This is a genomic window from Archangium gephyra (genome assembly GCF_042230915.1).
In the GTDB taxonomy this organism is placed as follows: Bacteria; Myxococcota; Myxococcia; order Myxococcales; family Myxococcaceae; genus Archangium; species Archangium gephyra_B.
Genome location: NZ_CP102578.1, coordinates 7998391 through 8021553 on the forward strand (window position 1 = coordinate 7998391; position 23163 = coordinate 8021553).

18 protein-coding genes are annotated in these 23163 nt (G+C 70.1%); 6 read left to right on the forward strand and 12 right to left on the reverse strand.

Annotated features, from left to right (window positions below):
- Positions 1-60: 60 nt before the first annotated feature.
- The gene (locus NR798_RS31165; protein WP_375766160.1) at positions 61-1893 is read left to right on the forward strand and encodes a penicillin-binding transpeptidase domain-containing protein; all 1833 of its coding nucleotides are present in this window, start codon (positions 61-63) and stop codon (positions 1891-1893) included.
- A gap of 27 nt (positions 1894-1920) precedes the next feature.
- Here the strand turns inward: NR798_RS31165 and NR798_RS31170 are convergent, their stop codons facing one another.
- The 5 genes from NR798_RS31170 to NR798_RS31190 all read right to left on the reverse strand — a co-directional run bounded on the left by NR798_RS31170 (position 1921) and on the right by NR798_RS31190 (position 9619).
- The gene (locus NR798_RS31170; protein WP_375766161.1) at positions 1921-3273 is read right to left on the reverse strand and encodes a TAXI family TRAP transporter solute-binding subunit; all 1353 of its coding nucleotides are present in this window, start codon (positions 3271-3273) and stop codon (positions 1921-1923) included.
- Positions 3274-3406: 133 nt separating this feature from the next.
- A complete protein-coding gene (locus NR798_RS31175) occupies positions 3407-4168 on the reverse strand; it encodes a hypothetical protein (protein ID WP_375766162.1) in 762 nt (253 codons plus the stop codon).
- A gap of 333 nt (positions 4169-4501) precedes the next feature.
- Positions 4502-5164 carry a glutathione S-transferase family protein gene (locus tag NR798_RS31180; protein ID WP_375766163.1) on the reverse strand — a complete coding sequence of 221 codons (663 nt, stop codon included), beginning with the start codon at positions 5162-5164 and terminating at the stop codon, positions 4502-4504.
- A 68-nt stretch (positions 5165-5232) separates the two neighbouring features.
- Positions 5233-6969 (reverse strand): sodium:solute symporter, encoded by a 1737-nt coding sequence (locus NR798_RS31185; protein WP_375766164.1) that lies wholly within the window; start codon positions 6967-6969, stop codon positions 5233-5235.
- Positions 6970-7132: 163 nt separating this feature from the next.
- On the reverse strand, positions 7133-9619 hold the full coding sequence (locus tag NR798_RS31190; protein WP_375766165.1) for a PIG-L family deacetylase: 2487 nt from the start codon (positions 9617-9619) through the stop codon (positions 7133-7135).
- Positions 9620-9670: 51 nt separating this feature from the next.
- Between NR798_RS31190 and bshC the strand changes: the two genes are divergently transcribed.
- Positions 9671-11356 (forward strand): bacillithiol biosynthesis cysteine-adding enzyme BshC, encoded by a 1686-nt coding sequence (gene bshC / locus NR798_RS31195; protein ID WP_375766166.1) that lies wholly within the window; start codon positions 9671-9673, stop codon positions 11354-11356.
- 52 nt (positions 11357-11408) lie between these two features.
- The gene (gene bshA / locus NR798_RS31200; RefSeq protein WP_375766167.1) at positions 11409-12599 is read left to right on the forward strand and encodes an N-acetyl-alpha-D-glucosaminyl L-malate synthase BshA; all 1191 of its coding nucleotides are present in this window, start codon (positions 11409-11411) and stop codon (positions 12597-12599) included.
- Here bshA and NR798_RS31205 read toward each other — a convergent pair.
- The 6 genes from NR798_RS31205 to NR798_RS31230 form a co-directional block, all read right to left on the reverse strand.
- Entirely contained in the window at positions 12550-13395 is an 846-nt protein-coding gene (locus tag NR798_RS31205) for a DUF2911 domain-containing protein (RefSeq protein WP_375766168.1), read from the reverse strand. The two genes, bshA and NR798_RS31205, sit on opposite strands and share 50 nt — an antisense overlap.
- Before the next feature lie 76 nt (positions 13396-13471).
- Complete coding sequence (locus NR798_RS31210) at positions 13472-15799, reverse strand: hypothetical protein (RefSeq protein WP_375766169.1); 2328 nt, start codon at positions 15797-15799, stop codon at positions 13472-13474.
- A gap of 48 nt (positions 15800-15847) precedes the next feature.
- Positions 15848-16381: a hypothetical protein gene (locus NR798_RS31215; protein ID WP_375766170.1), complete on the reverse strand. Its 534-nt coding sequence runs from the start codon at positions 16379-16381 to the stop codon at positions 15848-15850.
- A 116-nt stretch (positions 16382-16497) separates the two neighbouring features.
- Positions 16498-16938, reverse strand: a complete 441-nt coding sequence (locus tag NR798_RS31220) for an OsmC family protein (protein ID WP_375766171.1) — start codon at positions 16936-16938, stop codon at positions 16498-16500.
- A 27-nt stretch (positions 16939-16965) separates the two neighbouring features.
- Positions 16966-18177: a deoxyhypusine synthase family protein gene (locus NR798_RS31225; protein ID WP_375766172.1), complete on the reverse strand. Its 1212-nt coding sequence runs from the start codon at positions 18175-18177 to the stop codon at positions 16966-16968.
- Between the two features lie 44 nt (positions 18178-18221).
- Complete coding sequence (locus NR798_RS31230) at positions 18222-18509, reverse strand: hypothetical protein (protein ID WP_375766173.1); 288 nt, start codon at positions 18507-18509, stop codon at positions 18222-18224.
- Positions 18510-18610: 101 nt separating this feature from the next.
- On the opposite strand from NR798_RS31230, the gene NR798_RS31235 reads away from it, so the two are divergent.
- Together NR798_RS31235 and NR798_RS31240 are read left to right on the forward strand one after the other, a co-directional pair.
- Positions 18611-19438: a PHP domain-containing protein gene (locus NR798_RS31235; RefSeq protein ID WP_375766174.1), complete on the forward strand. Its 828-nt coding sequence runs from the start codon at positions 18611-18613 to the stop codon at positions 19436-19438.
- A gap of 98 nt (positions 19439-19536) precedes the next feature.
- On the forward strand, positions 19537-20892 hold the full coding sequence (locus tag NR798_RS31240; protein ID WP_375766175.1) for a cytochrome P450: 1356 nt from the start codon (positions 19537-19539) through the stop codon (positions 20890-20892).
- 72 nt (positions 20893-20964) lie between these two features.
- Here the strand turns inward: NR798_RS31240 and NR798_RS31245 are convergent, their stop codons facing one another.
- Positions 20965-22560, reverse strand: a complete 1596-nt coding sequence (locus NR798_RS31245; protein ID WP_375766176.1) for a methyl-accepting chemotaxis protein — start codon at positions 22558-22560, stop codon at positions 20965-20967.
- Between the two features lie 208 nt (positions 22561-22768).
- Between NR798_RS31245 and NR798_RS31250 the strand changes: the two genes are divergently transcribed.
- Positions 22769-23152 (forward strand): NADH-quinone oxidoreductase subunit A, encoded by a 384-nt coding sequence (locus tag NR798_RS31250; RefSeq protein ID WP_375766177.1) that lies wholly within the window; start codon positions 22769-22771, stop codon positions 23150-23152.
- The last annotated feature ends 11 nt before the right edge of the window (positions 23153-23163 follow it).

Below are 23163 nucleotides of genomic sequence, written 5' to 3' on the forward strand. Positions count from 1 at the left end.
GACTCGCCGTCTGTCCGCCGCACAGTGCGCCGCGTGTCACGGCAAGGGTTGAGGTTTGGAGTGAGCGCCGCGGCTGCCCTGTTCCTGGCGGCCTGCGTCTCGGTGCGGGGGCGGCCCGCGGAGGATCCGCTCGGTGAGGCCGAGGCCTACCTGCAAGCGTGGGCCCGAGGCGATGTCGCCGCCATGGGGCGAGAGATGGCCGAGCCGCCCGCCTGGTTCGCGGAGCAGCACCAGCGCTTCCGCGATGACCTGCGCATTCTCTCGTCCCGCTTCGAGCCCGGCCGCGTCGAGCGCGAGGCGGAGAGCGCGGTGGTCACCTTCCGCGCCATCCACGTGCTGCGCGGACTGGGCGAGTGGCAGGTGGACGGCACGCTGCGCCTGATGCGCCGCGAGGGGCGTTGGTGGGTGCGCTGGACTCCGGCGGTGCTGCACCCCGAGGCGCGCGAGGGGGACCGGTTCTCCCGCACGAGGTCACGCCCGGAGCGGGCGGCCATCCTCGACGGAGACGGCCAGTCCCTCACCCGCCAGGGCGAGGTCATCACCATCGGCGTCGAGCCCCGGCGCATCCAGAATCGCGCCGCCATCGCCTCGGCACTCCAGGCGCAGCTGGGCGTCGATCCGGCGCGGCTGGAGAAGCTGCTGAACGCGCCGAACGTGGCGCCCGAGCACTTCGTGCCCATCATCGACGTGCGGCCCGAGCGCTACCAGGTGGTGCGCCCGGCGCTGGCCCCCGTGCCCGGCATCTTCTTCCGCCGCAAGAGCGCCCGGCTCTCCCCGGCCGAGGGCTTCGCGGCACACACGCTGGGCCGGGTGGGCGAGGTGACGGCCGAGCTGCTCCCGCAACTGGGCCCGCTCTACCAGCCGGGAGACATCGTGGGCCTGTCCGGGCTGGAGCTGACGTATGAGGCGCAGCTCGCGGGAAGCCCCTCCGGGGAGGTGCGCCTCACCCGTGCGTCCGGAGAGGTGCGCGTGCTCGGCCGCTTCGAGGGGACGCCGGGCACGCCCCTGCACACCACGCTGCGCCAGGAGGTGCAATCCGCCGCGGAGGCCGCGCTGGAGGGCGTGACACAGCCGGCGGCGCTCGTCGCGGTGGACACCGGCACGGGCGCCATCCTGGCCGTCGCCAGCCGGCCGCTCGAACAGCCCTTGAACCGGGCCCTCACCGGCCGCTACCCGCCCGGCTCGACGTTCAAGGTGATCACCTCGGAAGCACTGCTCGCGGCGGGGATGCGCGTGGACTCCCCGGTGACGTGCCCGCCCGTGGCGACCGTGGGGGGCAAGTCGTTCCGCAACTTCGAGGGCGAGGCGTTCGGGAACACCCGCCTGCGTGTGGCCTTCGCCCACTCGTGCAACACCGCCTTCGTGCTGGCGGCCGCCGGGCTCGAGGCGGGCGCCCTCGGAGCCGCCGCCCACCGCTTCGGCTTCGACGTGGAGTACTACCCGGGACTTCCCTCCCCTGGCGCTTCGTTTCCTGAGCCCCGGGACGAGACCGAGCAGGCGGCGGCCGCCATCGGACAGGGACGCGTGCTGGCCACGCCGCTGCACATGGCCTCGGTCGCCGCGGCGGCCGAGTCGGGCCGGTGGCGCGCGCCCTACCTCATCGCGGAGCTCGAGGACGGTCCACGCGCCTCGCTCGCGCCCGGTACGCGGTTGCCCTTGCAGGCGCTGATGCGCGCCGTCGTCACCGAGGGTTCTGGCCGGGCGGCGGTGGGCGTGCCGGGGCTTGCCGGCAAGACGGGCACGGCCGAGTTCGGAAGCGGCACGCCGCTGCCCACGCACGCGTGGTTCATCGGCTTTCACAAAGGCATCGCCTTCGCCGTGCTGGTCGAGGGTGGTGGCGTGGGCGGCCGCGTCGCCGTGCCCATCGCCGCGAAGTTCGCCGCGGCCTTGTGAGGCGCTCCAGGCGGCACCCCTCTTCCCTCAGCCGTGCTTCAGGGCGCCCTCGGTGCGAGGCGCGTCCGGCACCGTGAGCCGCTCCTCCAGCCGGCCTCGGATGTAGCCCACGTGCAGGCGCAAGGAATAGAACTCGTCCATGTAGCTCAACGGCACCTTCAAGCCGCCAATCTCATGCTCGAGCTGTTCGAGCTGCAGCAGATCCTTCCGCACCTGCTCGGCATCCGGCGCGCCACGAAGACGCTCGTCAATGACTCGCAGCCGCGCATACCAGCGATAGATGCGCGAGCGGATGCTCCACCGGTACACCGGAGGCGTCAGCCGCAGCAGCGGCACCAGCACCACGAAGAGCGGAATGAGCAGCACCACGAACCGGTGGATGAGCGCCGCGAGCCAGAAAGGCAGCATGCGCCTCAGGAAGTCCGGGCCGTGCGTCAGGTAGTACCGCGCCTGCTCGTTGACGGGCAACTCGGTGAGCGTGTCATTGGGAAACCTCCCGGGCTCGCTGAGCAGATCGCCGCCCCGGTGCGTCCGGACCGCCGCCTCCGTCAGCAACGCGACCACGGCCGGGTGCACGTCCTTGCGCGCCACCAGCACCGCCGCGGGCGCCACCAATTGCACCTCCCGCTCCGGCAGGTCGCGCACCAGGTCCAGCGAGCCCCGGTGCAGCGTGACGGGTGACAGGTAGCGGAACCGGCGCGCATAGGCATGGGCCTGCTCGAAGCTCATCAGCCGCACCCCGGGCGTGTGCATCAACTCGGAGATCAACGGCGCGGTGGGCCCCATGACGAACAGGGCCGCGTCGACCGAGCCCTCGCGCAACGCCGCCACCGCCTTGTCCCCACCGACATCGACGAGCGTGGTGCCGGACTGCCCGCCCACCACTCCGCCCGCGGCCAGCAGCTCCAGCGACAGCGCCCGCACGCCGCTGCCCTGCCCTCCCACCGCGATGCGTTTCCCCGCCAACTGGCCGAGCCGGTCGAGCTGCACCTCGTCCCGGTAGAACACCCACAACGGCTCCAGGTACAGGCTCGCCAGCGCGACCAACTCCTTCCGCCGCTCCTTCTCGGCCGGGGCTGTGCCGCCCTGGACGATGGCGACGTCGACGCCAGAGCCCGGCGTGCCCAGCAGCGCGTAGTTGTCGATGGAGCCAGCCGTCTCCCGGACGATGAGCTCGAGCCCCGCCGTTGCGAAGTGCTCGGCGTACTGCCGGGCCACCGAGTGGTACGCCCCGCTGGCGGAACCGGTGGCGATGACGACGGTGCGCGGCGGAGCCGGCTCGACGAACTGCCACGCCACGGCCACCAGCGCCGCCAGCACCACGGCCACCACCGCGGCCGCGCGCATCATCTCCCCACGCGACGGTGCCCGAGGATTCACGTTCTGCGCTCCCTGCACGCCGGCCCTCCTTGGCTCCGGCCATCCTAACGCGCGGGAACTGCTCCGCCCGGTTCCGGTTGCCTGACTGCTCCCGAGGCAACTTCCCGGGTGTCGAGGATCAACCCTTCACGCGCTACTCGAGCTTCCAGTCGTCCAGGTACACGTCCATGTAGTCGGTGCGCAGTCCCGTCGTGCCCCAGGTGAGGCTGGTGTCATGGGCCGTGAGTTGGAGCAGGCCGTCGACGAAGAACTGCAGCGTGTCGCCACTCACCGAGAGCTTCACGGTATGCCAGGTCCGGGTGGCCGGAGCCCCGAGCATCTTCTGCGCGAGCGTGGTGTAGATGCCGCCCAGCTTCTTCTTGATCGTGACCAGTCCGTCCTTCCGGTAGGAGGCCACGTACAGATCGTTCTCGGTCTGGTAGCGGGCGAAGACATGCAGCCCCGCCCACTCGGGCGCGCCCGTTTGCCAGTCGTGGATGTGCGCGCGATAGCTCGGCGCCGCGGTCTTCCAGCCGACCTTCTTGCCATCCACGTACTTCCGCGTGAGTGCCCGGAAGTTGTACGTGGCCGTCCACCCGCGACGGTAGGAGCCCGCGTACTTCGAGACGAGGCACCCGGACGTCACCTCGAGATGGCCCCGCTGGGACGGGTCGCTCGAGCACTCGATGAGCGAACCATCCGCATAGGACTCGAAGTTCTCCCCGGCCCAGGGGCAGCTGCTCGCGGAGGTGCAGATGATGTAGTTGGAGTCGGGATAGAAGTCGTAGACGCCCGCCCCGGTGGCCGCGGACTCCACGGTCTCCAGTGCATCGAGCTCTTCCGGCGCGTCCGTCCCGCAGGCTCCCGCCAGCATCAGCCAGGCAGCCAACCCCAGAACGATTGCACGACCCTTCATGGTGGCTTCTCCCTCTCCTCCAGGAGGAGGGCCCCCGGCCCGCCGCCATCCCAACAAAGTGAATTACCGGGTAGAAATGTAATCCCCGCAAGTTTTTGGGAGGAGCCCACCCAGGAGACACGACGTCCGCCTCGAGGGCCGCCTCACGCTCGACCCCCCGCTCCTCCCGGCGAGGAGGGCCGACCGGGAGGCCTTCTCGCGTGCGGCCCATTCCGAAGCCCGGACGGAGGATGCCTCCCTGTTGGACGCTCAGCGCCCACCCGATGAGCAACCGGGCCCTCGCTGCTGCTGGGCGGTCTTCCCCGGACGGCCGCTTCCTCGAGTGAGGAGTGGCTAGCGCGCGCTGCCCGCCGGGGCCCCGAGGCGCTGCTCATAGGCCTCCAGCGTCCGCTGCCAGGCGGGCCGTGCCTCACAGCGCTCGCGGTAGGCGGAGACCCGGGGGAAGCCGTCGAGCACGCCCGCGTTGCGCACCTCGCGCAGCACCGTGGTCATCAGGATGTCCGCCACGGTGAACGCCTCGCCGGTGAGATACGGACGCTCCTGAAGCCAGTCCTCGAGCGCTGTCAGCGCGCGCCCGGCCCACTTCAGCAGCTCGGGACGCCGCTGCGCACCGGTGGGATCGGCGGCGCCGAATAGATCGATCATCACGATCTGGAACAGCGGGGGCTCCAGGGTGTTGAGCGCGGCGAAACACCAGCGCGTCACCTGGGCGCGGCCCTGGAGATCCGCGGGCATCAATCTGCCCGTCTTCTCCGCCAGGTACAGCAGGATCGCGCCCGTCTCGGTGAGCACGAAGCCGTCATCCTCGAGCACCGGCACCTGAGAGAAGGGGTTCAGCCGCCGGTACTCCTCGCTCGTGGTTTCCCCCGCGGGATGATCCACGCCGTGCACCCGGTAGGGCACGCCCAGTTCCTCGAGCGTCCATAGGACGCGCAAATCGCGCGTGAGACCCACTACCTTCGAATTGACGCGGCCGAAGCCGTAGAGCGTGAGCATTCCAGCATTGTTGATGCCGTGCCCGCCCGGTGTCGAGGAGTTGGGCCGCCCATCGCCTCCATCCGGCGCTAGCGCTCATGGGCGGACACGCCCTGGGCCGGCGACGGCTGGGCCGCTGCCCCCCGGGGTAGGACGGCCTGGAGGACCAGCGCCAGGACGACCACCAGCACGCAGCCAATCACGTTGAACCAGAGGTAGCCGATCGTGCTGAACATGAAGAGGGCGATCACCGTCGTCTGCGAGATGAGCGCGGCGAAGAAGACGGCATTGCCCCGGACGTGCTTGAAGAAGAAAGCCACGAGGAAGATGCCCAGCACCGTCCCGTAGAAGATGGACCCGAGGATGTTGACCGCCTGGATGAGGTTGTCGAGCAGCGACGCGAAGCTCGCGAAGGCCACCGCGACCAGGCCCCAGAAGACGGTGAACAGCTTGGAGGCCGCGAGGACGTGGCGGTCGGAGGCCTCGCGGCGGACGAGCCGCCGGTAGAAGTCGACCGTGGTCGTCGCGCCCAGGGCGTTGAGCTCGCTGGCGATGGAGCTCATGGCCGCCGCCAGGATGACGGTGATGAGCAGCCCCACGAGGCCGCTGGGCATCCAGTCCTTCACGAACGAGATGAAGATGTAGTCCGAGTCCTTGGTCTCGGTGCCCGGCAGCGCGCGGGCCACCACGGCCTTGGCTTCCTTTCGGACCGAGTCGGCCGTCTTCGCGGCGGCCTGGAGCCGCTCGCGCGCGCTCGCTTCCGCGGCGCCATCCCCGGCCTCCCGGGCGGCCAGGTAGCGATCGGCCTCGGCGCGCTTGTCGGCCTGCACCTGGGCCCACTTCTGCTCGAGCGCGGCGAACTCCCCTGCTTGCGCGGTCGCCTGGACCTTCGCGCGCAGGGGCTGGTTGAAGAGCAGCGGCGGCGCGGTGAACTGGTAGAAGACGAAGACCAGGAGCCCGACGAAGAGGATGAGGAACTGCATCGGGATCTTCAGGACGCCGTTGAACAGCAACCCGAGGCGGCTCTCGGTGATGGAGCGGCCCGTCAGGTAGCGGCCCACCTGGGACTGGTCGGTGCCGAAGTACGACAGCGCCAGGAAGAACCCGCCGGTGAGCCCGGACCAGATGTTGTAGCGGTCCTGGACGTCGAGATCGAAGCTGACCACGTTCATGCGGCCGAGCGCTCCGGCGACATCCACGGCCCGTCCGAAGGACACGTGCTCGGGCAGCCGCCACACGATGACGATGGCGGCCACGACCATGCCGCCGAGCATCACCACCATCTGCTGCTTCTGGGTCTGGCTGACCATCTTGGAGCCACCCGTCACCGTATAGAGGATGACGAGTGCACCGATGCCCACGATGGTCGGCTCGAGCGGCCAGCCAAGGACGGCCGAGAGGATGATGGCGGGCGCGTAGATGGTGATGCCGGAAGCCAGACCGCGCTGGATGAGGAAGAGGAACGCGCCGAAGAGGCGGGTCTTCAGATCGAAGCGCGATTCCAGGTACTCGTAGGCGGTGAGGACGTTCAGCCGATAGTAGATGGGGATGAAGACCGCGCTGATGAGCACCATCGCGATCGGCATGCCGAAGTAGAACTGCACGAAGCGCATTCCGTCCTCGTAGGCCTGGCCCGGGACGGAGAGGAAGGTGATGGCGCTCGCCTGCGTGGCCATGACCGACAGGCCGATGGTGGGCCAGCGCAGATCCTGGGTACCGCGCAGGAAGCCCTCGGCGGTCTTGCTCTCGCCGCGCGTGCGCCAGAACCCCCACCCCACGATGGATGCCGTCGTCCCGATGAGGACCAACCAGTCGAGCAGTGTCACGAATAGGCCCGGGTGAGCGCCCAGAACAGGGCGATGGTCAGGGCAAGGGTGCCCAGCACGAAGAGGTAGATGTTGCGCCAGGACCCGAGCACGGGGGGCGCGTCGTCGAGCTCGGGCCGCCGCGTGGGGGCCGCAGCCGGTTCAGGGGGTCTCGAGGCGGTGGTCATTGGGCGAGGAGGTTCGCGAGCAGGCGGTAGGCACCGGGCACGCCCGCGGGGAGCTGACGGAAGAACGCGATGCCCGTGTAGACGAAGGTTCCCTTGCCGTGACGGGCGACGAGCAGCCCACCCCGGAGCGGCTCCTCCCCCGGGTCGTTCATGGAGAACACGGGCTTGTAGTGCTCGTCCCACTTCGAGGCGAAGTAGAGCCCGCGCTCCTGGACCCAGCCCTCGAAGTCGGCGGCCGCGAGCCGGTTGGGCGCCTTCAGGAGCGGAAGGTGGGGATCCACGGGCGTCATCGCCGCGGTCTCGTCCGTCACGCGATCGCGGCCGATCTCCAGCGGATAGGGCCCGAGCGAGGCGTTGAGCGGGCCCACGCGGCTGTTGGTGTTGTACTGCACGATGAGCCGCCCGCCCTGCTCCACGTAGCGCATGAGCCGCTCGTGGTGGAGGGCGAGGCGCTGGTTGGCATTGAAGGCACGCACCCCGACCAGGATGGCCTCGAAGCGCTCGAGCTTCTCGGAGCCCAGGCGCTCCTCGGGCAGCAGCGTCACCTCGTACCCGACGGCCGCGAGGCTCTCGGCCACACGATCTCCCGGGCCGGGGATGTAGCCAATGCGCCGCACCTTCGTGGCGAGCGCGAAGGGCACCAGGGCCGCCTCGGAGGGCTGGCGCACCGTCTGCGGGGGGATGTGCTCATGCGTCACCGTGCGGACGCGCCACGACTCCGCGCGGCCTCCGCTCTCGACGACGACACGCAGCCGGCCCCGCTCGGCCGCGCCCTTGGGCGGAGTCACCTGGAAGCCGACCGTGCGCTCATCGCCGCGCGCGGCGAGCTTGAAGGGCACCTCGGCGGGTTCCGCGCGCCAGCCCGCCGGAAGCTCGAGCCGGACCTTCCCCTCCGCATCCGCCCGGCCCGCGGCCAGCACCACCGACACGGACTGCGCCGTGCCGTTGGGGAACATCAGCACCTCCCGGTCGAGCGTCGCCGTGATGGCCGGAGCGATCTCGAAGGCGCGGTAGAGCTCACCCCGCACCGGATCCGTCCACGCGTAGACCACCGGCCGCACCACGGAGAAGCGCTTGCCGCCCACCTCGTAGAGGAAGGTCACCGACAGGTCGGGCTCGCCCTCGGGCCTGCCCACGAGCGCGCGGTCCTGCTCGTCCAGGCTGTAGAGGCCCCCCGCGACGGGCTTGCGCAGCCAGTAGGGCGTGGAGATGCGGGCCCCCTCGGGGATCGTCACCGTCCTGGAGAGCTTGAAGGGCTTGTTGTCGGCCAACTCGGTGCCCGCCGCCACGGACTCGCCGCCCGGCAGGGTCACCCCCACCAGCCGGAACGGCGCGGGCGAGCGGTTCAGCGCCACCAGGTTCAACGCCACCGCGCTGCCCGGCACGGCCATCGCCTCCGCCGCGCGCGCCTCGAGGAAGAGGCCCGCGCACGCGGCCAGGAGTTCCTCGGTCTCGCGCAGCTTGATGGCCTTCCACGGGTTGCTGTCCGGCAGGGCCGAGAGCGCCTCGTGCACGCGCAGGAGCGCCGGGACACTCTTGTGGGGCGCGCGCGCATCGAAGCCGTTCACCGCCTCGTCGATGACCCGGACGAGCTGCTCCGTTCCGCTCCAGCGCCGCCACGAGAGCTCGAGCCCCTCGAAGACATCGGACTTCGGCTGCGTCCCGGCCAGGGGCTTGAAGTAGTCCAATTGCGACCCGCGCTCGGCCGGCACGCCGAAGCCCTGACTCTTGTGCTGGCTGCGGCTCTCCGCCGAAATCTCCCCCCAGGAGCGCCCCCGGAGCGGGTCATAGCCGCCCACGTCGAGCTTGAGGTAGGCGGACATGTCCGCGTCCGGCTTCAGGTTCCACGTCGAGACGTTGTTCAGCAGCCGGTCGGCCTTCCACGGCTTCAGCGCTCCGAGCTGCTCGGGGTAGCGCGACGGATCGGCCGCCGCCGTGAAGGCCTCCTCGGCGAGGAGGGCCGAGGCGGTGTGCTGCCCGTGGTTCGGCGGCAGGGTGGTGAAGCGCGTGATGATCACATCCGGCTGGAAGCGGCGGATGGCGAGCACGACATCGGCCAGCACCTGATCGCGTCCCCAGATGCGCAGCGTCTCGTCGGCGCTCTTCGAGTAGCCGAAGTCCCTCGCCCGCGTGAAGAGCTGCTCGGCGCCGTCGATGCGCCGCGCCGCGAGCAGCTCCTGCGTGCGGATGAGCCCGAGCAGCTCATCCTGCTCGGTCCCGATGAGGTTCTGCCCGCCATCCCCGCGGGTCAACGAGAGATAACCCGCGCGGAGACCACGCCCACCGGCCAGGTACGCCAGCAGGCGCGTGTTCTCGTCGTCGGGGTGGGCCGCCACGTAGAGCACGCTGCCCGCGACGCCAAGGCGCCGGAGGTCCGCCGCGATCTCGCCCGCATGAGGCTGCCGGGGCGCTTGCGCGAGTGACGTCGACGAGAGTCCGAGGCTCATGGCCACTGCCATTCCGAAGATCACCAGGGTCCGCATTCGGGGCGGACCCTAACAAGGAACGAAGCCCCCCGGGTGCGAGGAATCCTTATGCCGGCCCGCTCCCCTTCCCCGTCGCCCCGGTGCGCCGGAGTTGTTATCAAGCGGTCCGTGGCCTCCTCCTTCTCCGCCTCCTGGCTGCGCGGCGATCCGCGAGCACTCGAATTCCTCTCCGACCGCTTCCGGCACCGGGCCGCCCGCGCCGAGGCCGTGGCCGCTGCGGCGTCCCGTCCCCTCGCTCCGGCGATCCATGAGGTGCTGGTGGCCCGCAACGCGCGCCTCGCGCCGAGCCCCGCCCGCGAGAGGAACCTGGAGCTGCTCGCCCGCCCCGGTACGACGGCCGTCGTCACCGGCCAGCAGGTCGGGCTCTTCCTGGGGCCGCTCTTCACGATCTACAAGGCCGCTTCCGCCATCGTCGCCGCCCGCGCCCTCGCCGAGGAGACCGGCCGGCCCTGTGTCCCCGTCTTCTGGCTGCAGACCGAGGACCACGACCTCCCCGAGATCGATCACTGCTTCGTTCCGCGCTCCGCCGGTGGGCCCCTGCGGCTGGCCCTGGAGCTGCCCGGCGCGGCCACCTCGCGAGTCCCCGTGGCCCACCGCCACCTGGGCCCGAGCATCACCGGTGCGCTCGCCGCGTTGCGCGCCGAGCTGGGCAGCAATCCCCATGTGGACGAGCACCTGGCGCTGCTCGAGCGCGCCTACCGCCCGGAGGCGACGCTGGCGGACGCCTTCGCCGACGTGCTGTCGGCCCTCTTCGCGGACGAGGGGCTCGTGTTCCTCGACCCGCGCGACCCGCGCCTCGCGCCCCTCGCCGCGCCCATCCACCGCCGGGCCATCGAGGAGGCCGCGGCCATCTCCAGCAAGCTCGCCGAGCGGGGCCACGCGCTCGCCACCGCGGGCTTCTCCGAGCAGGTCCACATCCGCCCGGGCGCGCCGCTGGACTTCTTCTCGCCCGAGGGCCCCGAGGGTGCGCGCTACCGCCTCGACCCCGCCGCTGCCGGCACCTGGAGCCTCGTGGGCCATCCCGAGGGCGCCTCGGTGACGACGGCCGGGCTCCTCTCCTCGCTGCAGCGCGAGCCGCTCCGCTTCACGACCTCGGCCCTGTTGCGGCCCATCCTCCAGGACTCCTGGCTCCCCACGGCGGCCTACGTCGGCGGACCAGGGGAGATCGCCTACTTCGCCCAGCTCGCGCCCCTCTATGCGCACGTGGGCCTGCCGATGCCGCTCATCGTGCCGCGCGGCCGGTTCCGGGTGATTGATGACCGTGCGCGCCGCCTGCTCGACACGCTCGGCCTCTCGCCGGATGACGCGAACGCCTCGCGTGACGAGCTGCTGGCCCGCCTCGCCGCCCGCGACGGCGGAGAAGCCTTCGAATCGCCCGAGGCCGTCGAGGCCCGCCTCCTGAGCGCCTTCGCCGCCGAGCTCGCCCGCCTCGGCGAGCGCATGGCCCCCCTCGACCCGACCTTCGCCCAGGGCATCACCCGCACCGACAAGACCGTCCGCCGGGGCGTCTCCCGGCTCATGGCCCGGTACGGCCGCTCCATCACCCGGAGAGATCAGACCACCCTCGAGCGCGTGGAGCGCCTGCGGGCATATCTCGCCCCGGACGGCGCGCCCCAGGAGCGCATCTACAGCCTGCCGTACTACGCGAGCCGTCTCGGCTCCCACGCCTTCGTGCGCCTCGTGCTGGAGGCGTGTGAACCCTTCTCGGGCAACCTGAAGGACCTGAGGCCGTGACTCCGGCCAGCGGGAATACCTTCTCGCGGTCCCTGTTCCGCCCCGAATTCCGATGAGCGACCGTCTGAACCTGGCCATCACCTGCTTTCCCACCTTTGGAGGCAGCGGCCTGGTCGCGACCGAGATCGGTCTGGCCATGGCGGAGCGCGGCCACCGCGTCCACTTCATCGCGCGCGACCTGCCGGTGCGGCTCCATGGCATGACGCGCAAGGTGCTCTTCCACGAGGTGACGGAGAGCGACTACCCGGCGCTCGCCCACTCGGGGACATACCCGCTGGCACTCGCCTCGAAGATGATCGAGGTCGCCAGCTACGAGCACCTGGACATCCTCCATGTCCACTACGCGGTGCCCCATGCCACGGCGGCCTGGATGGCCCGGGAGGTGCTGGGGGACAAGGCGCCGCGCATCGTGACGACCCTGCACGGCACCGACACCACGCTCGTCGGCACGGATCCCACCTACCTGCCCATCACGCGCTTCTCCATCCTGCGCAGCGACGCGGTGACCACGCCCTCCGATTTCCTGCGGCGCGCCACCTGGGACGGCTTCGGCATTCCGGAGAGCTTCCCCATCGACGTCATCCCCAACTTCGTCGACACGAAGCGCTACTGGCCGGACCGCGACCGGGCCCACCTGCGCCAGCTCTTTCCCGGCCTGGAAGACGGCGAGCCCGTGCTCATCCACGTCTCGAACTTCCGGCCCGTCAAACGCATCGGTGACGTGGTGTCCGTCTTCGCGGCGGTCCAGGGCAGGCGCCCGTCCCGGCTGGTGATGATCGGTGACGGCCCCGAGCGCTCTCCCGCCGAGCGCAGGGTGCGCGAGCTCGGATTGGAGGACCGCGTGGCCTTCCTGGGCAAGCAGGAGAGCTTCGTGGAGATCCTCGCCGCGGCCGATGTCTTCCTCCTGCCGAGTGAGCAGGAGAGCTTCGGCCTCGCGGCGCTCGAGGCGCTGAGCTGCGGCGTCCCGGTGGTCGCGAGCAACATCGGCGGCATCCCGGAGCAGGTCGAGCACGGGATGACGGGCTACCTCGCGCCGGTCGGCGACGTGGAGGCCATGGCCCGCCACGTGCTCGAGCTCGTGCGCGACCCCGAGCGCTGGCGGCTCTTCTCCCGCCGCGCCCGGGAAAACGTCCTGGAGCGCTTCCAGCTCGCACCGGCCATCGACCGGTACGAGGCGCTCTACCGGCGGCTGATTACTTCTTCCCCTTCCAGTCCTGGAGCGCCTTCGCGACCTGGTCCTTGAAGAAGAAGTTCTGGTCCTTCTGGCCCAGGTCCCAGGCCGTCTGCGCGAACTTGCGGGCCTCGGCGTACTTGCCCGTGCGCGCCAGGATGTCGGCCTTGATCCAGTTGTTGTACCAGTGCGACTGGATGGCCAGCGAGTCATCCGCGTAGCCCAGCGCGGTGTTGTAGTCCTTGGACGTATCGGCCACGTAGCGGGCCGCGTTGGCCAGCGAGCGCCACGCGCCGTTCACCGCGGCCTGGATGTTGGCCTGGGCGTACGCCGCCGTGTCCGTCTTGACCGGCACCGAGACGCGCGTCGTCCCCCACTCCAGGTCGAGCGAGGTCTGGTCCTCGGTGGTGTTGGAGAAGAGGAACGTCATGCGCTCGCGGCTGGGAATCTCCGAGGGCGTGGCGGTGACGCGGACGACGTCGTCCTTCTGGTCGTACGCCTTGCCGCCGCCGAACAGGCCGAGCTCCTTGTTCAGCACCACCGTCCACTCCTTCTCGGTGGGGATGGTGACGAGGGCGTAGGTGCCCGCGGGAACGGGCTTGCCGCCGAAGGTCACATCCCGGCTGAAGGTGATCTTCGTGGCCATGTTGGCGCCGGTGCGCCACACCTGACCGAAGGGCACCAGCTCGCCCCACAGCTTGCGCCCCTTGACCGCGGGGCTGGAATAGTCGACCGAGATCTCGGTCAGGCCCACGGCCTGCGACACCTTGGCCGACGGGCTCGCGGCGGGCAGCTCGAGCTGCGCCGAGGCGGGCAGCGCGGTGAGGGCCAAGACAACAGCGACAACGCACCCAAGAAGCTTCTTCATCGTTGGTCCTTTCGCTCGGGGAAGGCTGCGGAGCGGCCGGACTCTATAGACCGGCCTTCAGCCGAGCGCGAGAACCTCAGCGCCTGCGCCAGCTCATCACCCGGGCGAGGAACACGGTGCCGAACACGAGCACCGTGAAGGCCGCCGTGTAGCCGAGGAAGACGAGCCAGCCGGTGGTGGTGCCGGGGATACCCACCGAGGGGCTCATCTCCTGGAACTGCGCTCCGGAGAAGAAGCCGCACGCGAGGCTCACCGGCAGGAAGACGAACACCAGGATGCCCACCATCCGGTCGAACTGATCCCTCTTGTACTGGTCCAGCTCCGAGGCCTGGTCCTTCATGGCCACCACCGTCTCCTGCAGCCCGTGCAGCGAGTGCCAGGCGAGGTAGCGCGCGTTGACGTCGGGGTCCTCGCTCACGCGCGTGTGCCACAGGGAGTTGGTGAAGAGCATCACGTCGGAGCGGACGCTGCGCGCCGGCCGCAGGCTCTGCCAACGCGAGGTGCGGTAGCGCTGCTCCACCTCGGCCATGCGCCGGCTCGTCTCGAAGGCCGAGTAGCGCTGGCCAATGGTGAGCAGGAAGAGGAGGAAGTCCCGGTCGCATGCGAGCGGTCCACGCTCCTCCTCCTCGATGAGGAACTCGAGCCGGGCGCCGCCCGTGGAGGTCAACCAGTGCTCCGTCTCGCCCGCCGCGTCGCGGAGCACCTTCCGGCTCTCCGCCGCGGCCTCCGATGGCAGCTTCTCCAGGGTGGGCGCGGTGCCCGTGGCGAGCGCGTAGAAGAGCCCCTGCATGGAGCGCGAGTCATCCAGCATCGACGAGCGGCCGCGGGAGATGCGGTAGCCGCCGTAGACGAGCCAGCGCTCCGGGCCCAGCGGCGCGAGCCAGGCGGGCAGGCCCCTCAAGGGCTCGAGCTCCCACAACTCCTTGCCCTCCACGAGCGCCGCCTGCTCGCGGGCCAGCTCGTACAGCGAGGCCGCCGTGTTCCGGGGCCGTTCGATCCACACGACGACGAGCCGGTTCGGGTAGACGGAGACGCGGACGGTATGGCCCTCGGTGGGCTTCTCGTAGTGCAGCACGTCCGCTTCCTGCGTGGCGCCGAGGAAGGAGCTCACCACCGCGGGGTGGAAGGACGCGCCCTGGTTGGAGAGATCGCACCGGCGGAAGCCCCGGGACACGAGCTCCGCGTCCGGCGCGGGTCCCCGCCAGAGGAAAGGCCGGGCGAAGACGGTGTGCGCCTTGAGGACGTGGACGTGGCGGCCCACGTTGAAGCGGCTCCAGAGGGTCTCCCAGAGCTCGCGGCGCGACAGCCGGGTGCCCGAGTAGGGACCCGCCACCATCGTCGCGCGGCCGATGGGGCTGGCATAGCCGTCCGAGTACCACGGGTCCGAATAGTCGTTGGGCTGGCGCTCGAAACGCCGCCCCCCCCGGGCGCGCGGGCTTCCATCCGGCAGCCGGTCTCCCTCGAGCTCGTCCAGGTAGCCCGCGAGGTTCGCGAGCGTCCCCGCGCGCTCGGGGGTGAGCGAGAAGGCATGCCAGGGCCTGGACGAATCCGCCCGCGCGATGTGCGTGGCCATGAAGTCGAAGCCCTGGCCGTAATGGGTGTTCTCGGCGTCGGTGCGCGCGAGCAGCCGGAGGACGGTGACGTCCTGGAAGGACGACAGGAAGAGCGCATCCACGCGCCGCACGGACCCGTCCGGCTCGTTGTCGAGCGGGATGTCGAGTTGCACGCGCTGGGCCCGCGACAGCTCGGCGCGGTAGAGGCGCTCGTCGGCCTTGAGACGGCGGGAGACGACGGGAGGGATGAGGGCCTCGGGCAGCTTCGTCAACTCCGTGATGACGCGGCACCGGGCCATCACGGACGCCAGGAGCTCCAGCACCTCGCGGGAGGGGCGATCCGTCTCCGAGGGCCAGAGGTCCAGGGCGGCGTAGAACACGGTGCCCAGGGCGCGCTCGTAGACGCCTACCGTCTCGGTGTGGCCCTGCTCCCATTCGCCCACGTACTCGACGAAGGCCTCGACGCCCTCGGGCCAGGCGCCATGGAGCAGCCGGTACACGGCCAACAGCGTGGCGCAGAGCACATCGAGCGTGGGCTCGTGGACGCGCAGGGTGAGGAGGCCGAGCGAGCCCTCGGGCTGCCCCTGCTTCAACTCCAGGGAGAAGGCATCCAGCTCGGTGGCGGACAGGAAGACGGCGCCCGTGGAGGAGCGCACCGAGCGCCGCATCCACTGGGGCAGCTTCCACGCCAGCATTCGGGGATGGGGCGGCAGGGACTCACCGCGCGAGCCGACGCTGAAGAAGAGCTCGCGGGGCCCCGGCTCCACTCCGGGCGAGGGCTTCTCGGAGAGCCACTGCACCTGGCCCTCGCCCAGCAGGAACTCCACCACCTGTCGCAACTTCGCATCCATGGGAGGCACCTTATAGGCGCATCCCGTGCCGGAAGCCCGATCTCTCCCCTACTCCGCGGCCCTCGGCGTGGGAGTCAGGCGCAGCACCGAGCCCTCTCCCGGCTCGAGGAAGGCCTCCTCCGAGGACTGCTGGCGCAGCCGCTCCAGCATGCGCCGCTGCTGCTCCGCCCGGGTGATGAGCGCCGAGAAGTCGAAGCGGCCCAGGCGCTCGTCCTTGCGCGACAGCCGCCGCAGCGTGCGCCACAGGGACAACCGCCCCTCGGTGCCCAGGCACAGCCCTTCCAGCTCCACCACGCGGCTCAGCGGTGAGTAGCCGGTCAGCTGTCCGTTGAGCTTCAGACGCCCCAGCTTCTCGCCCACCCAGGCCGCGGTCTGCTTCACCACGTCCCGCTTGAGCCCCAGCGCCGACATCACGCTCAGCAGGGTCGAGCGATCCTCCAGCAGCTCCCGCTGGAAGGTGTCCAGGTACTCGCCCACGGCGTTGCCCGTGTTCTCCGACCTCGCACGGCGCGCCAGTTCGAGGCCGACAGTCGAGCCCGCCAGATGATCGTTCAGGTAGATCTTCAACAGCGCCAGGTTCACGCCGCCTCCTTTGTGCTCGCCCCCGCCCCTGCGGAGGGTCGGCATGCCCGGGCGATGGCGCAGAGCACCATGCCCGGGCGTTTGGAGAGCAGGCGGAGGAACGGGCCCTCTTGCGCCTACCGGGCCTCGTCGGGGTAGCGGAAGGAGATCGGCAGCTTCACGTCCGGGTGCAGGCTGCGCATGACGGGGCAGCCATGGGCCACCTCCTCCATGCGGGTGCGGTGCGCGGCGGAGAGGCCCGCGGGCATGTCGATCTCCAGCACCAACTCACCGATGCGGCGCGGCGGCGGCGTCATCCGCTTCTCCACCCGGGCGCGTGCATCGCCGAAGGCAATCCCCTCGCGCGAGGCCACCAGGGCCATGGTGGTGAGGGCGCAGGAAGCGAGCGCCGCGCCCACCAGGTCCGTGGGAGAGAAGGACATGCCCGTGCCCCCGTTGTCCTTGGGGGCCTCGGTGGAAATCTTCGTGCCGGACGGGCCGTGCTCCAGCTTGCACTGGAAGCCCGGCGCGCTCGCGACGCTCATCACGACGCCGGTAGCGGGAGTGGGTTGGCTCATGGTCGTGGCTCCTCTTCTGACGCCGCCTCAGCGGACGTAGGTCTCGTGCTCCGTCGGGTCCGGCTTCGCCTCGTCGGGGCTCCAGTCGATCGTCTTCAGCAGCGACTTGCGGCGCTTCTGCACGTCCTTGTCGAGGAACATCACCGCCTCCTGCATGACGTCCATCAGCCGGCGCGGCTTGCGCCTCATCTTCGTGTCGCTCAGCAGCGCGTGGGTGAGCCACGGGAAGACGGCCGTGACGTCGGTGTGCACGTACATGGAGCCGGCCTCCACGGCCTCCATGGACACCTTGCCCCAGGTGTGCCCCTCACCGGCCGGGCAGCTGGAGAGCGCGCCATTGTCCACCGGGTCCACGCAGAACTGCACGTCGATGTCGAAGCCGTCGGTGGGCACGCCCAGGATCTGGTCCAGCAGCGGCTCGCCCTGCAGCGTGTAGTTCTTGGGCACGCCGCCGCCGAGGATCCAGATGGCCATCTTGTTGGAGAAGTGGTGGCGGCAGTAGTGCTGGAGCGCCGCCATCCAGTAGACGTCGTCGTTGATGTCGATCTCGAACTTGAACTCATCGCCCATCAGGCGCTTGAGCTTGACGGCGTTGAGGAAGATGGAGCCGTCCTGCACCGCGCCCACGAAGATGGGCACGCCGTGCTTGTAGCAGGTGGACAGCAGCGAGGGCTGCTTGACGCCGAGCTTCTTCTCGATGGCCTGGATGTTCTTGCCGAGCAGGTAGTGGAACTCGGGGGTGGTCATCTTGCGCTGGAACTCGGGGCGGCGCAGGAGGGCGGAGAAGAGCCGGTCGGTGTCGAGCAGGGCCTCCTCCCAGAAGCCCAGGTCGTAGATGCGGATGATGCGGGCCAGGCGGTACTGGAGGTCTCCCGCGTTGGGGTTCACCTCGCGGATGGCGTGGCCGATGATGCGGTGGGCGTCGTGGTAGAGGTTGGCGCCGGTGGTGGTGAGCGCCGAGATGACGCCCTTCTCGATGAGGGGGATGATGCAGCTCTGGTGCAGGCCGGCCGGAGTCATGGCGCCCGAGAGCGTGAGGAAGATGGAGGCATCCACCTCCATGGAGCGGCGCATCAGCTCGAACGCGGTGCGCTCCTGACGTCCCACGTACGCCGAGAAGGCGTGCTCGAGCAGCTCGGTGGGCGACTCCTTGCCGGTGATGGGACGCGGATCCGCCTTGCGCGCTCCCGAGTAGTGGGCGCGCAGGTTCTTACGGGAGTTCGACGCTGTTTTGGCCATGGCGCGCGATCTATCACCGCCCGCCCGCCGAGGGGAGCACGGGTTTACTTGCGCTTCTTGCCCCTGGCGCCCCTGTCGTCCGGATCGACATCCGGCGGCAGCAACTGCGGCTCGGGAGTGCCCAGCACGCGCTCACGCACCTGCTCGGCCGTCAGGTGCCCGGTATCGGACACGACGCACGAGACGTACGCCAGCTCCGCCAGGGCCCGCCGCGCCCGCGCGCGCACCGCCTCGTCGTCGGAGGAGAGCATCTCCGAGGCGGCGGAGATGTAGCTGCTCGCCAGCGACTCGAAGAGGTACACGCGGTTCTCGATGGTGTCGTCCTTTGCCATGACGCTCCTCTACCGGGGGACACAGGCTGGCGAATCCAAGGGTTATCCCACATCCTATGGATGGTAGGCGGAGCGTACAACCCGAGCCCCTGGAGCAGGCCGTGATCGATTTGCATTCCCACACCACGGCGAGCGATGGCCAACACTCGCCCGCCGAGCTGCTGTCCCTGGCGGCGAGCGCGGGGGTGACGGCGCTGGCGGTGACGGACCACGACACGGTGGCGGGGCTGGGCGAGGCGGCGGAGGCGGCGAGGGCGCACGGGGTGGAGCTGGTGCCGGGCATCGAGGTGTCGGCGTTCGTGCTGAAGAAGGAGGTGCACATCCTAGGGCACTTCGTGCGGCCGGACTTCCCGGAGCTGGCCAGCTTCTCGGAGCGGCTGTGGGTGGAGCGCGAGCAGCGGATGGAGCGGATGGTGGCGCAGATGAGGAAGCTGGGCTTCCCGGTGCGGATGGAGGAGGTGCGGGCGATTGCCGGGAACGCGCAGTTGGGGAGGCCGCACCTGGCGCGGCTGCTGGTGGAGCGGGGCTGGTGTCTGGACGTGAAGGAGGCGTTCGACAGGTTCCTGGGCGCGGGCAAGCCGGCGTGGACGGACCGGTTCAAGCTGGAGGGACGGGACGCCATCCGGCTCATCCACCGCGCGGGAGGCACGGCGACGCTGGCGCACCCGGGCAGCTCGAAGCTGGAGCGTTACGACATCCTGCAGTTGGCGCGCGAGGGCCTGGACGGGCTGGAGGCGTTGCACACGGACCACAACCCGAGCGTGCAGGAGAAGTACCTGAAGTTCGCGAAGGAGTTCGACCTGGTGACCACCGGGGGCAGCGACTTCCACGGCGAGCAGGTGACGCCGGGCAGGCGCCCCGGGGACTCCACGACGCCACCGGAGAACTTCGCGAAGCTGCGCGCCCGGGCCGCGTCCGCGCGCGCGTAGCCGCGGGCAAACGGCCTCACCGGACGAGCTGTACGGGCAATTCCATACACCAGGAGATGGGGTTGTGCCGGGCCCCTTCTGTTTGTATTCACAGGCCCATGCAAACCTTGAAGAACCTGCTCTTCCGCTCGCCCCAGAAGCCGGTGCTCCGGGAGGGGATTCCCGTGCTCCCTGGCGCCCTGCCCGTGGTGGGACACTCCCTCTACACCATGGGCCACGCCCCCAACTTCCTGCGCGACGCGGAGGCCAAGGTGGGCCCGCTGTTCTGGACGAGAAACATCGGCCAATACACGCTCGTGTGCATGGGCGAGCCCGGCTTCGAGCTGCTCAAGAACAAGGTGACCAGCAGCGAGTTCATCCGCGAGGGGTCTCCGGACTTCATCGGTGACTCCCTGCTGTCGCGGGATGGGACGCCCCACCGCAGCCTGCGCTCGGCCATGAGCGGGCCCTTCACGCCCCGGGGTCTCACGGCCAGCGGCGCCTCCGCCATCGCCGCCGAGGTCATCGAGTCCTCCGTGGCCCGCTTCCCCCAGGAGCCCTTCTCCCTGCTCGCCCAGACGCAGGGGCTCGCGCTCGACATCATCTTCCGCGTCATGGGGATCGAAGGCAGCGAGATGGAGGCCTGGAACCGCAACTACCGCGAGTTCATCCTCGGGGCCCTCCCCGTGAAGGGGGACTTCCCCTTCTCGCCCGCGCGGCGCGCCAGGCAGGGGCGGAAGTGGCTCGACGGGAGCTTCTCCCGGCTGATCGCCAAGGCGCGGGGCCAACCGGACATGCAGGGCACGCTCGCGGCGCTGCTGAAGACGCGCGACGAGGAGGGGCGCGAGCTCACGGAGGAGGATCTCATCCAGAACCTGCGCCTGCTGGCCCTCGCGGGGCACGAGACGACCGCGTCGGTGATGGCGTGGCTGGGCATCGTGCTCGCCCAGCGGCCCGACCTCTGGGAGCAGCTGCGGCTGGAGGCGGTGGCGGCGCCGGGCCTGCCCCGCTCGCCCGAGGATCTCAAGCGCCACCCCTTCGCCGAGGCGCTCTTCCGCGAGGTGCTGCGGCTCTACCCACCCGTGTCGTGGACGGGGCGCGAGGCCAAAGAGGATCTGGAGCTGCACGGCAAGCGCGTGCCCAAGGGCACGACGATCCTCGTCCCGCTCGGGGCCTACGGCTACGACCCGAAGCTCTTCCCCAACCCGGAGCAGCTCGATGTCTCGCGCTGGATGGGCAGGCGCGTGCCGCCGTCGGCCATCGAGACCGCCGCGTTCGGCGGGGGCCCCCACTTCTGCCTCGGCTACCACCTGGCCTGGGTGGAGGTGGTGCAGTTCGCCACGGCCTTCGCTCGGGAGCTGGATCGCCGGGGGATGAAGCCTCGGCTCGCGCAGGGCTCGACTACACCCAAGCTGAGCTACATCCCCTTCGGCGCGCCTCCGAAGAAGACGCGCATCGAGCTCGTCCGGGCCTGAGGTGGCCACGGGGTGGGGAGACCCTCACCCCAACCCTCTCCCAAAGGGAGAGGGAGTGCCGCCTGCGGGGGCTCAGCGGTCGCGCGCCACCTTGAACTTGCTGGTGAGCACCGTGAGGCTGTCCGCCACGTTCTGCAAGTCCTGCGCGATGCGCGTGGTGCGGCCCGTCGCGTCCACGCCCTGCTTCACCAGCTCGGCCACGTTGCGCGCGCCCTGCACGGCCTGCTCGCTCGACTGACGCTGCTGCCGCGTCGCGATGGTGATCTGCCGCGCAGCCTCGCTCGTGCCGCGCGCCAGCTCCACAATGCGCTGGAACACCGCCGAGGCCTGCTCCGCTACCTCCACGCCGCGGTCGCTCGTCGCCATGCCCACGCGCGCCTTGGTGGCCGCCTCGTTGCCCGAGTCCTGCACCTTCTCCACGATGCGCGCGATGTCGCGCGCCGACGCGGACACGTTCTCCGCCAGCTTGCGCATCTCCGCCGCCACCAGCGAGAAGCCCCGGCCCACCTCGCCCGCCTTCGTGCCCTCCAGCGCCGCGTTCAGCGCCAGCAGGTCCGAGCGCTCCGCCACCTGGTTGATGACCTGGGCGATCTTCGACACCTGCTGCAGGTCCTGGTTCAGGCCCACGATGGCATCCGCCACGCCCTTGGACTCCATGCGGATGTCGTTGATGCCCGCCACCACCTGCGCCACCACCGCCATCGCCTCGGCCACCGCCTCGTGCGTGCGCCGCGCGCTGGACTCCACCACCTCGGTGGAGCTCGAAATCTGTTCCGCCGTCCGGCTCAGCTCCTCGAAGGTCGCGGCGATCTGCTGCGCGTACGCCGCCTGCTGGCTGATGACGTGCTCCTGGTCCGCCGACGCGCCCGTCAGCCCGCGCGAGGCGCTCGAGAGCTGCTCCAGCCGCGCCAGCAACTCCGACACCGTGCCGCGCAGCGTGCCGAGCATCTCGTTGAAGGAGTGCGCCATCATGCGCACCTCGCCCGCCGAGGCCACGTCCATCTCGCTCAGCGACAGGTCTCCCTGGGACACCTCGCGCGCCGCCTGCGTCATGCGCGTCACCGGCTCGGCGATGGCCCGCCCGATGAAGAAGGTGATGAACAGGCCCACCACCATGGCGCCGAAGTACACGAAGAGCGTTGGCCAGCGCTGCGCTTCCGTCTCCGCCTTCACCACGGCCGCGTCCATGCCCACCACGTAGGTGTGGCCCCCGGGTAGCGCGCAGAACGCCACCGGGTTGCCCTGCATGTGCACCAGCGAGCACGCCTCGCCCTCGTCCGGCGCGCCCTTCAATCCCTTGGGCACGGTGCCGCGCTCGGACAGCACCTTGCCCTCGGGCGCGAGCACCGCCTGGAAGGACACGGAGCCCACCTGCTCCACCCGCTCGAAGATGTGCGAGAGCTGCTTCACCGCCCGCAGTCCGCCCTCCCGCGAGGCCACCGGCTGGGGCCCTGACTGATCCGCCGTCACCACCCCCGCCTGATCCAACAAGGTGGTGATCTCATCCGACGCGAGCAGGCCCACGACGCGCGTGCGATCCTCGAGCCGCTGCAGCCCCAACTTCTGCTGCTCCTTCGGAAAGTAGAAACCGCTGAACAGGGCCACCGCGAGGCTGGGAACCAGCACCGCGAACGCCACCTGCCAGCGCAAACTGAGCCGACCCCACATGCCTGGGCTCTCTCCTGTGATCGGAAGACGCGCGAGCCCCCGACCCTAGGCCCCGGTGCGCGGAGCGTCAAACCCCCCGTCCCGGCCTCGTGGAACGGCGGGCGGGCGGCCAGGCTCGCCACCCGGCTTTCCGCTGTCATGTCCGGGGGTTGGCTCCCAGGGTTTCTCCATTGACACGGCTGCCCGGTGTCCCTAGGGTCCGCGCCGAATGAACCCCACGCTCGACCCCAATCCCCTGGCGCCCTACCTGCCGCTGGCGATCGTGCTGCTGCTCGCGGGTGTGCTCTCGCTCATCATCGTGCAGCTGGCCGCCGCCCTGGGCCCCAAGCGTCCGAGCTCCATCAAGTCCGCCCCCTTCGAGGCCGGCTCCGAGAGCAGTGGTCCGGCGCGCCAGCGGTTCGCGGTGAAGTTCTACGTGGTGGCCCTCCTCTTCATCGTGTTCGACGTCGAAGCGGTCTTCCTGTACCCCTGGGCGGTGAACTTCCAGGCGCTCGGCTGGTTCGGCTACATGGAGATGCTCGTTTTCGCTGCGACCCTCGTGGTGGGCCTTATCTACATCTGGAAGAAGGGCGCCCTGGAGTGGGAGCACTGAGGGCACTGAGG